The sequence below is a fragment of the Phenylobacterium sp. genome (assembly GCF_031181185.1).
Taxonomy (GTDB): Bacteria; Pseudomonadota; Alphaproteobacteria; order Caulobacterales; family Caulobacteraceae; genus Phenylobacterium.
This window is the reverse complement of record NZ_JAPSKZ010000132.1, coordinates 1-10,005: the sequence shown is the minus strand read 5'-3', so window position 1 is coordinate 10,005 and position 10,005 is coordinate 1. Positions and strand designations below refer to the sequence as shown.

Sequence of the window (10,005 nt, the reverse complement as noted above, 5' to 3'; positions counted from 1 at the left end):
CCCGGCCGCCCCGCCGCCCGGCGCGGCGCCGGGTTCGGCTCCGCCGCAATGAACCTGATCGCGGGCGCGCGGGGCCTGGCCCTCGCGCTCCTGGTCGCGTTGCTCCCGGCGGGCGCGCTCGCCCAGCCGAAGTTCCCGCCGCTGACCGGGCGCGTCGTCGACAACGCCCAGCTGCTGTCGCCCCAGACCGAGCAGCGGCTGACCGACGAACTCGCCCAGCTGGAGGCCTCCACCGGCCGGCAGGTGGTGGTGGCGACGCTGCCGGACCTGCAGGGCTACGAGATCGAGGAATACGGCTACCAGCTGGGCCGCGCCTGGGGCATCGGCTCGAAGGCGCGGAACGACGGCGCGCTGCTGATCGTCGCGCCCAGCGAGCGGAAGGTGCGTATCGAGGTCGGCTATGGCCTGGAAGGCGTGCTGACCGACGCGCTCTCCAGCGTGATCATCCAGACCGTCATCCTGCCGCAGTTCCGGCAGGGGAATTTCGAACAGGGCATCGTGGCCGGGACGGACCAGCTGGTCCGCCAGCTGTCGCTGCCGGACGGAGAGGCGCGCGCCAACGTCGCCCAGGCCGAGCAGGCGCGTCAGGCGCGCAGCGGCGACGGCGGCTCGGCGATCCCGGTCATCTTCGTCATCTTCATCATCTTCTGGATCCTGAGTGGGATCCTGGGTGGCTTTGGACGTCGGGGGCGTCGCCGACGCGGGGGCGGCCTGTGGCTGCTGCCGATCATCTTCTCGGGCGGCGGACGCGGCGGCGGCTGGGGCGGTGGCGGTCGCTTCGGCGGCGGGTTCGGCGGGGGCGGCGGCTCGTTCGGTGGCGGCGGTTCGTCGGGGAGCTGGTGAGATGAAAGAACCTCTGTTGTCGCCCGCCGACCTGGCCGCCATCGAAGCGGCCGTCCGCGAGACCGAGGCCCGGACCACGGGCGAGATCTACTGCGTGATCGCGCAGGAAAGCTCGAGCTATCGCGAGATCCCGATCGCGTGGGCGACGGGCGTGGCCCTGCTGGGCCCGGCGCTTCTGTTGCTGGCCGGCGTGCATGTCGAGGCGCCGGACCTGCTGGGCGGCTGGACCGCGGCCCAGGTCGCGAGCGTGGCGGAAGCCGCCGCGCGCCGCGCCCTGATCGGTGCGGTGTTGCTGCAGGGCGCCCTGTTCGCCCTGACGCTGGCGGTGGCCTCGATCCCCGCCGTGCGGCGGTTCCTCACGCCGCGCGCCCTGAAGCGGGAGCGGGTCCGCAAGCGCGCGCAGGAACAGTTCGTCGCCAAGAACCTGCACGCGACCCGCGAGCGCACCGGCGTGCTGATCTACGTCTCGTTCGCCGAGCACATGGCCGAACTGATCGCCGACGAGGGCATAGCGAGCCAAGTGGAGGCCGACACCTGGGACCGCGCCATGGCCGCCCTCACCACGGGCCTCAAGCGCGGCGAACCGGCGGCCGGGTTCGCCTCAGCCATCGGGCTCTGCGGAGACGTCCTGGCCGAACGCTTCCCCCATCGGCCCCGCGACAATCCGAACGAACTGCCGGACGCGGTGGTTGTGCTGCCGAGCCTCTAGGCCACTGAAATCACTTCGAAATAATCGGCGAACCGCAATTCGGCGGCGCGTTCCTCGGACCTGCGCATTTTCGTATTGTGGCATGGCGCCCTTGGTTACAGAGTGACGCCGCCCGTAACGGGCAGCTGTTGGGGACACGTTTGGACGACAGGTCGACGCCGGCGGTCGCTTCGCCCTCCTTCGCGGAGATGGCCGACCTTCTGCACCTCGGCATGGCCTTCCAGGTCGTCACCGATGCGGCCGGCCTCGGGCGCCGCTTCACCTATGTGGGCGGTCTCTGCCGCGAGATGACCGGACTCTCGCCCGAAGAGGTCATTGCCCGTCCCGAGCGCCTGTACGGCCAGATCGAACCTGACCACCAGGAGGTCCTGGCGCGGACCGAGGCGACCGCCATCGCCTTGCTGTCGCGCTTCGACATCGAGGTGCGGATGCGCGACGCGGCAGGGGACGTGCGCTGGCGCCGGATCACCTCGACGCCGCGGCCGCAGCCGGACGGGACCATCGTCTGGAACGGACTCCTCATGGACATCACGGACGCCAAGCGCGCCGCCGAGAGCCTCGAGGACCAGCGCCGGCGGCTGGAGGCGGCGGTGGAGGCGACCGGTCTCGGCTTCTGGGAATGGGACGTGCGCAACGACCGGGTCGTCTGGTCGGACCGCAACTGCGAGCTCTTCGGGGTGCCCGCGGGCCAGTCGATGACGATCGAGCGATACCAGACGCTGGTGCACCCCGAAGACCAGGCGTTGGTGCGCGAGGTCTATCGCGGCACGCGCGAACGCGGCGGTGACTTCTTCGTCGAGCACCGCACCGCATACCAGCCCGATGCCCAGCCGCGCTGGCTGCAGGCGCGTGGGCGGGTGGTGAAGGATGCCGAGGGCGTCCGGTTGGTGGTCGGCACGACCCTGGACGTGAGCGAGCGCAAGGCGACGGAAGAGCGGCGCGCCCTGCTGCTGGGAGAGCTCGCGCACCGGGCCAAGAACGGCATCCAGGTGATGATCGGGATCGTGATGCAGACGTCGCGCAGCGTCGGCAGCGTCAAGGAATTCGAGCAGGTGCTTATCGCCCGCCTGAAGGCGATGGCCGACAGCCAGGACCTGGTGACCGCCTCCGGCGGGCGGCCGGTGCTGCTCCGTGACGTGGTGACGAAGACGCTCACGCCCTTCGATCCCAACCGCTTCGAGCTGGACGAGGGTCTGGGTGAGGCCGCGATCGCGGGCGACGTCGCCGTGGCCCTGGCCCTGTTGCTCCACGAACTCTCGACCAACGCCGTCAAGTACGGGGCGCTTTCCACGTCCAACGGCCGCGTGGCGCTGCATCGGAGCGGCGGGTCGGAGGGCCACCTCCGGCTGGACTGGATAGAGCGCGGCGGTCCGCCGGTGGCGCCCGCCAGGCGCAAGGGCTTCGGGTCGCGGCTGCTGGACGTGGGCCTGGCCGGCTGCGGCGGCCGGGTGGAGCCGGCCTTCGACCCTGACGGCTTCAAGGCCAAGATCCACTTCCCCGTCGCCGACGAGGCGTCGCGGATGACCATTTCGTAATGTGAGGGCGCCGCCTTGCGGGGGCGGGTGTCTGGGCCGTAGCATCGGGGCGCGCCAGCGGGAGGACGCGTCGATGCCTTTCACCCTCAACGTCAACGGCAAGGCCCTGAAGGCCGACGTCGATCCTGACACCCCTCTGCTTTGGGTGCTGCGCGACAGCCTCGGCATCGTCGGGACCAAGTTCGGCTGCGGCGTGGGCGCCTGCGGGGCCTGCACCGTGCACGTCGACGGCCAGCCGATGCGCTCCTGTCAGGTGCCGGTGGAGAGCGTGGGCAAGGCCAAGGTGACCACCATCGAAGGCATCGGCGCGACGGCCGTGGGCAAGAAGGTCCAGGCCGCCTGGACCGAGCTGGACGTCGCCCAGTGCGGCTACTGCCAGCCCGGCCAGATCATGTCGGCCACGGCGCTGCTGTCGAAGACCCCCAAGCCGACGGACGCGGACATCGACGCGGCCATGGCAGGCAACATCTGCCGCTGCGCCACCTACGTGCGGATCCGCGCCGCCATCAAGCGGGCGTCCGGCCAGAAGACGGAGGCGTGAGCGTCATGACGCACGAGATGACCGGCGCCTCCCGGCGCGAGATCCTCAAGACGGCGACGGCCAGCGGGCTCGTCCTGTCGTTCGCCGTCGCCGGCAAGGGCCAGGCCCAGGGCGCCGCGGCGGCCCAGCCGATCAACGCCTACGTCCGCGTGGCGCCTGACGGGATCGTCACCATCGTCAACAAGAACCCGGAGATCGGTCAGGGCATCAAGACCATGCTGCCGATGCTGATCGCCGAGGAGCTGGACGTCTCCTGGGACAGGGTCCGCATCGAGCAGGCCGACAACGACCCGCAGGCCTACGGCCGCCAGTTCGCGGGGGGCTCGATGGCCACCCCGCTGCACTGGGAAGAGCTGCGCCGGGTGGGCGCAGTGGCCCGGGCCATGCTGATCCAGGCGGCCGCCACCGCCTGGAATTGCCCCGCCGGCGAGTGCACGACGACGCCGAACACCGTTGTCCATGCGCGCACGGGCCGGAAGGCGAGCTACGCCTCGCTGGCCAGCCAGTGCGCGGGCGTCACGGCGCCCGATCCCAAGTCGCTGCCGCTGAAGGACCCCAAGGACTACAAGATCATCGGCCGCGCGATCCCGCAGTACGACACGCCGAAGATCGTCACGGGCCAGCCCCTGTTCGGCATCGACGTGCGCCGCCCGGGCATGTTGTACGCCACCTACGAGAAGGCGCCGGTGTTCGGCGCGCGTGTGGCCAGCGCCGACCTCGCCGCGGCGCAGGGCGTCAAGGGCGTGCGCAAGGCCTTCGTCGTCGAGGGCGACCCCAAGGCCCTGCATCCCGCCGCCGGTCAGATCGGGGCCGGCCTGCTGCCGGGCGTGGCGGTCGTCGCGGACACCTGGTGGGCGGCCAAGAAGGGCCGCGACCGCCTGGCGGTGAAGTGGCAGGACCATCCGACTTCGCAGCAGTCCAGCGAAGGGTTCGCGGCCAAGGCCAAGGAACTGGCCGCCGGCAAGCCGCAGCGGACGCCGCGGAACGACGGCGACGTCGACGCGGCGCTGAAGGGCGCGGCCAAGACGGTTGAGGCGGCCTACTCCTATCCCTTCCTGGCGCACGCGCCGATGGAGCCGCAGAACTGCACGGCCGAGTGGAAGGACGGCAAGCTGGAGATCTGGGCGCCGACCCAGAACCCGGAGCCCGGCCGGCAGCTGTGCGCCAAGACCCTCGGCGTCAAGCCCGAGGACATCACCATCCACATGACCCGCTGTGGCGGTGGTTTCGGCCGCCGCCTGGCCAACGACTACATGGTCGAGGCCGCGTGGATCGCCCGCGAGGCCGGCGCGCCGGTCAAGCTGGTGTGGACGCGCGAAGACGACATGCGCCACGACATCTACCGGCCGGCGGGATTCCACTTCCTGCGCGGCGGGGTGGACGCGCAGGGCAATGTGGTGGCCTTCCACGACCACTTCGTCTCGTTCGGCGAGGGCAATGGCTTCGCGCCCAGCGCCGGCATGGGCCCGACCGAATTCCCGGCTCGCTTCGTGCCGAACTGCCGGATCGACGTCAGCGTCATGCCGCTGGGCGTGCCGACCGGTCCGCTCCGGGCGCCCGGCTCAAACGCGCTCGCGTTCGTCATGCAGTCGTTCATTGACGAACTGGCGCACGTGGCGGGCGCCGACCCGCTGGCCTTCCAGATCAAGCTCCTGGGCGACAAGGCCGTCGTCGGCGAGCCGCCCGCAACCTACGCCGCGGCCCGCATGCGCAGCGTGCTGCAGGCCGTAGGCGAGATGTCCGGCTGGGCCAACCGCGGCAAGCTGCCGAAGGGCGAGGGCATGGGCGTCGGCTGCTACTACAGCCACCTCGGCTACTTCGCCCAGGTCGCCCACGTGGCGGTCTCGCCGGCGGGTGAGGTCGCGGTGAAGAAGGTCTGGGTGGCGGGCGACGTCGGCCGTCAGATCATCAATCCGCACGGGGCCCTGAACCAGGTGCAGGGTTCGGTTCTGGATGGCCTGTCCGAGGCGCTGCACCAGGAGATCACCATCGTCGGCGGGGCGACCCAGCAGTCGAACTTCCACGACTATCCGCTGATGCGCATCAACCAGGCGCCGCAGGTGGAGGTGAAGTTCGTGAAGACCGACTTCCCGCCGACGGGCCTGGGCGAACCGGCCCTGCCGCCGGCCATCCCGGCGCTGACCAACGCCATCTTCGCCGCCACCGGCAAACGCATCCGCAGCCTGCCGATCAAGCCCGAGATGCTGAAGGCGTAAGGCGATCGGGAACCTCCCCCGCAGGCGGGGGAGGTTTTCGTTGTCTCACCGCTTCCGCGCGTAGGTCAGGATCAGCGAGCCCACGTCGGTGGTGATCGACTCCGCCAGCTCGAAGTCGCGGCGGGTCTTGTCGTCGAACAGCCGCTTGCCGCCGCCCAGAGTGTAGGGGACCAGCATCAGGCGGTATTCGTCGATCAGGTCGGCGTCCGCCAGGCTGTGGGCGATGTCGGCGCCGCCGAAGCAGATCATGTCCTTGCCTGCCTCCGCCTTCAGCGCGCCCACGGCCTCGACGTCCGGCAGCACTTCCGCGGCCCAGCCCGGATCGCCCTTCAGCGTGCGGGAGACCACCGCGCGGGGGCGCTTGTTGAACTCGCGGGCGAAGGCCCGCATGTCCTCGGGCATCGCCTCGTTGTGCTCGGCGGCTGTCCAGAAGTCGCGCTGGTACTCGAAGTTGACGCGGCCGTAGACGAACAGGCCGCCGGCCTCCATCGCCCATCCGGACCATTTCTGAGCCACCTGGTCGGACCAGGGCGGCGGCACGAACTCGCCGTTGGGATCGGTGGTGAAGCCGTCGAGGGAGACGACTTGCGACAGGATCAGCTTGCGCATCGGGGTGTCCTCCAGGTCGATACCAGTTGCGTAAGACAACTAGTATGAAATCGCAATCGAAGATTTGCGGCGCGAGGGGTTGGCGGCCGTCGCGGCGCCTGCATGATGATCGCCGAGGCGGCGAAGACCGGCCGGACGGAGGGGATGCCCGCGTGAAGAAGCTGCTGATCGCCAACCGCGGCGAGATCGCCGTCCGGATCGCCCGCACGGCCGCCGAGATGGGGATCGAGAGCGTCGCCGTCTTCTCGGAGGACGACGCGGCCTCGCTGCACGTGAAGCGTGCGGACGCCGCGGTGGCGTTGAAGGGCCTGGGCCCGGCCGCCTACCTGGACACCTCCGGCGTCGTGGCGGCGGCGAGGCACGCCGGCTGCGACGCGGTGCATCCCGGCTATGGCTTCCTGTCCGAGAACGCCGCCTTCGCGCGCGCCTGCGTCGAAGCCGGCCTGACCTTCGTGGGACCGACCCCCGAGACGCTGGAACTGTTCGGCGACAAGGCCCGCGCCCGCGCCCTGGCGCAGTCGTGCGGCGTGCCGGTGCTGGCCGGCGCCGACGGAGCGACGAGCCTCGAGGAGGCGCAGGCCTTCCTCGCGGCCCACGGGCCGGTGATGGTCAAGGCGCTGGCCGGCGGCGGCGGCCGGGGCATGCGCCCCGCGAGCACGGCGGACGAACTGGCCCAGGTCTTCGAGCGCTGCGCGTCCGAAGCCAAGGCGGCGTTCGGCGACGACCGCCTCTATGTCGAGCGGTTCCTGGCGCGGGCCCGGCATGTGGAGGTGCAGGTCGCCGGGGACGGCGAGCGGGTGGTTCACCTGTGGGACCGGGAATGCTCGCTTCAGCGCCAGCGGCAGAAGGTGGTCGAGATCGCGCCCGCCGACATGCTGCCCGGGTGGCTTCGCGAGCGGCTGTTCGGCCATGCGATCGCCCTGGCCCAGGCGGCCGGCTACCGCGGTCTGGGCACGATCGAGTTCCTGGTGGACGGGGACGAGGCGGTCTTCATCGAGGCCAACGCCCGGCTGCAGGTCGAGCATACCGTCACCGAGGAGGTCACCGGGCTGGATCTCGTCCGGCTGCAGCTGCAGATCGCCGCCGGCGCGGGCTTGAAGGACCTGGCGCTCGGCCAGGACCGCGTGCCGGCGCCCCGCGGCCATGCCGTCCAGGCCCGCGTGAACCTGGAGACCATGACCGCCGAGGGCGAGGCGCGGCCGGCCGGGGGCGTGCTGTCGGCCTTTGAGCCGCCGTCCGGCCCGGGCGTGCGCGTCGACAGCTTCGGCTATGCCGGCTACGCCACCAGCGCCCGCTTCGACAGCCTCTTGGCCAAGGTGGTGGTGCACGCCGGCGCCGGCGGGCTCTCGCGCGCCGTCGCCAAGGCCTATCGGGCGCTGTCGGAATTCCGCATCGAGGGCAGCCCGACCAACGTCGCCTTCCTGCAGAACCTGCTGGCCCACCCGGCGGTGGCCGCGGGCGACGTGCACACCCGCTTCATCGAAGAGCATATGGCCGAGCTGGCCGGCGAGCCCGAGGCGCATCCGAAGCTCTATTTCGACGCCGCCGCCCGGGCCGAGGCCGCCGCCGCGCGGGCGCCGGCGTTGGAAGGTCCGGCCGGGACGGTCCCGTTGCGCGCGCCGTTGCAGGGCACGGTGATCGGTGTCCAGGCCAAGGTCGGCGAGACGGTCCGCAAGGGCCAGGCCCTGCTGGTCATGGAAGCCATGAAGATGGAGCACGTGATCGAGGCCCAGTCCGGCGGCGTCGTGCGCAGCCTGGTCGTCGAACCCGGCCAGACCGTCTTCGAGGGCGACCCCTTGGCGTTCGTCGAGGAAACCGGCGGCGCCGAGGCGGGTGCGGCCGCCGAGGACACGATCGACCTGGACGCGATCCGTCCCGACCTCGCCGAGGTGATCGAACGCCACCGGCTGACCCTGGACGAGGCGCGGCCCGAGGCGGTGGCCCGGCGGCGGAAGACGGGTCAGCGCACCGCCCGCGAGAACCTGGCCGACCTGTTCGACCCGGGCAGCTTCAAGGAGTTCGGCGCCATGGCCGTGGCCGCCCAGCGCCGGCGCCGCAGCCTCGAGGATCTTCGCGCCAATACGCCCGCCGACGGCATCGTGGTCGGCCTCGGCGAGGTGAACGGGACCCTTTTCGACGAGGACCGCGCCCGCTGTGTGGGCCTGGCCTACGACTTCACGGTGCTGGCCGGCACCCAGGGGCACTTCAACCACAAGAAGACCGACCGGATCCTGGAATTCGCCGAGCACTGGAAGGCGCCGATCGTCTGGTACACCGAGGGCGGCGGCGGCCGGCCCGGCGACGTGGACGGCGGCCAGCTTTCGGCCTCCTCGCTGGACACCACCAGCTTCACGACCTTCGCGCGCCTGTCGGGCCTTGCGCCGCGGATCGCGATCAACTCGGGCCGTTGCTTCGCCGGCAACGCGGTCTTCTTCGGCTGCGCGGACATCACCATCGCCACCCGCTATTCCAACATCGGACTGGGTGGTCCGGCGATGATCGAGGGCGGCGGCCTGGGCGTCTTCACGCCGGACGAGATCGGTCCCTCGGACGTGCTCTACGCGAACGGCGCGATCGACCTGCTGGTCGAGGACGAGGCTCAGGCGACCGCGGCGGCGAAGCAGCTTCTGGGCGTGTTCCAGGGGGCGGTGCGGGAGTGGAGCTGCGCCGACCAGCGGCGCCTGCGCCACCTGATCCCCGAGAACCGCGTGCGGGCCTACGACGTGCGCCAGGTGATCCGTACGCTGGCCGACGAGGGCAGCTGGCTTGAACTGCGGGGCGGCTACGGCCGGGGCATGATCACCGGCTTCCTTCGGATCGAGGGGCGGCCGCTGGGCCTCATCGCCAACGACCCGCGGCATCTGGGCGGGGCCATCGACTCCGAAGGCGCCGAGAAGGCCGCTCGCTTCCTGCAGCTGTGCGACGCCTTTGACGTGGCCGTGCTGTCCTTGTGCGACACGCCGGGCTTCATGGTCGGGCCGCAGAGCGAAACCACGGCGGCGGTCCGGCGCGGGTCGCGAATGATGGTCGCGGCGACCAGCATGACGGTCCCGCTGTTCACCGTCGTGCTGCGTAAGGGCTATGGCCTCGGGGCTCAGGCCATGGCCGGCGGCGACTTCTCGGCGCCGGCGATGACGCTCGCGTGGCCGACCGCCGAGTTCGGCCCGATGGGGTTCGAGGGCGCCGTCCGCCTGGGCTACCGCAAGGAGTTGGAGGCCGAGACCGATCCCGCCGCGCGCCAGGCGCTGTTCGAGAAGCTGGTCGGGCGCATGTACGAGCAGGGGAAGGCCCTGTCGGTGGCCTCGGTGGTCGAGATCGACGCCGTCATCGATCCGGCCGAGACCCGGGCCTGGCTGCTGCGCGGCCTGAAGGCCTGTCCCGTCCCGCCCAAGCGCCCGGGCAAGAAGCGGCCGTTCGTCGACGTCTGGTGACCCCGCGCCCCGCGTGACGTGGGGTCACGGTTGCCGGGCCCTGCGGAGGGCGTACCGTCGTTCCAGCAAGAGAACCGCACGGGAGGAACCAGGTGGCGGTTACGGAAGGTCTGGGCGTCGA

At 71.0% G+C, this 10,005-nt stretch carries 7 protein-coding genes; 6 read left to right on the top strand and 1 reads right to left on the bottom strand.

Annotated elements, in window-relative coordinates; translation table 11 throughout:
• Positions 1-48: 48 nt before the first annotated feature.
• From RIF93_RS14955 to RIF93_RS14935, 5 genes are all read left to right on the top strand, one after another.
• A complete protein-coding gene (locus tag RIF93_RS14955) occupies positions 49-843 on the top strand; it encodes a TPM domain-containing protein (protein ID WP_309092248.1) in 795 nt (264 codons plus the stop codon).
• A 1-nt stretch (position 844) separates the two neighbouring features.
• On the top strand, positions 845-1,552 hold the full coding sequence (locus tag RIF93_RS14950) for a TPM domain-containing protein (protein WP_309092247.1): 708 nt from the start codon (positions 845-847) through the stop codon (positions 1,550-1,552).
• Between the two features lie 188 nt (positions 1,553-1,740).
• Positions 1,741-3,087: a PAS domain-containing protein gene (locus RIF93_RS14945; protein ID WP_309092246.1), complete on the top strand. Its 1,347-nt coding sequence runs from the start codon at positions 1,741-1,743 to the stop codon at positions 3,085-3,087.
• Between the two features lie 73 nt (positions 3,088-3,160).
• Positions 3,161-3,628: a 2Fe-2S iron-sulfur cluster-binding protein gene (locus tag RIF93_RS14940; protein ID WP_309092245.1), complete on the top strand. Its 468-nt coding sequence runs from the start codon at positions 3,161-3,163 to the stop codon at positions 3,626-3,628.
• 5 nt (positions 3,629-3,633) lie between these two features.
• The gene (locus RIF93_RS14935) at positions 3,634-5,844 is read left to right on the top strand and encodes a xanthine dehydrogenase family protein molybdopterin-binding subunit (protein ID WP_309092244.1); all 2,211 of its coding nucleotides are present in this window, start codon (positions 3,634-3,636) and stop codon (positions 5,842-5,844) included.
• Positions 5,845-5,889: 45 nt separating this feature from the next.
• Here the strand turns inward: RIF93_RS14935 and RIF93_RS14930 are convergent, their stop codons facing one another.
• Positions 5,890-6,453, bottom strand: coding sequence for a dihydrofolate reductase family protein (locus tag RIF93_RS14930; RefSeq protein WP_309092243.1), 564 nt, complete (start codon positions 6,451-6,453; stop codon positions 5,890-5,892).
• Positions 6,454-6,605: 152 nt separating this feature from the next.
• Here RIF93_RS14930 and RIF93_RS14925 point away from each other — a divergent pair, with 152 nt between their 5' ends.
• Positions 6,606-9,884: a carboxyl transferase domain-containing protein gene (locus tag RIF93_RS14925; protein ID WP_309092242.1), complete on the top strand. Its 3,279-nt coding sequence runs from the start codon at positions 6,606-6,608 to the stop codon at positions 9,882-9,884.
• Positions 9,885-10,005 lie beyond the last annotated feature (121 nt).

Coding starts and splice junctions, on each gene's coding strand:
- RIF93_RS14955 (WP_309092248.1), top strand. CDS start 49: ATGAACCTGATCGCGGGCGCGCGGGGCCTGGCCCTCGCGCTCCTGGTC.
- RIF93_RS14950 (WP_309092247.1), top strand. CDS start 845: ATGAAAGAACCTCTGTTGTCGCCCGCCGACCTGGCCGCCATCGAAGCG.
- RIF93_RS14945 (WP_309092246.1), top strand. CDS start 1,741: ATGGCCGACCTTCTGCACCTCGGCATGGCCTTCCAGGTCGTCACCGAT.
- RIF93_RS14940 (WP_309092245.1), top strand. CDS start 3,161: ATGCCTTTCACCCTCAACGTCAACGGCAAGGCCCTGAAGGCCGACGTC.
- RIF93_RS14935 (WP_309092244.1), top strand. CDS start 3,634: ATGACGCACGAGATGACCGGCGCCTCCCGGCGCGAGATCCTCAAGACG.
- RIF93_RS14930 (WP_309092243.1), bottom strand. CDS start 6,453: ATGCGCAAGCTGATCCTGTCGCAAGTCGTCTCCCTCGACGGCTTCACC.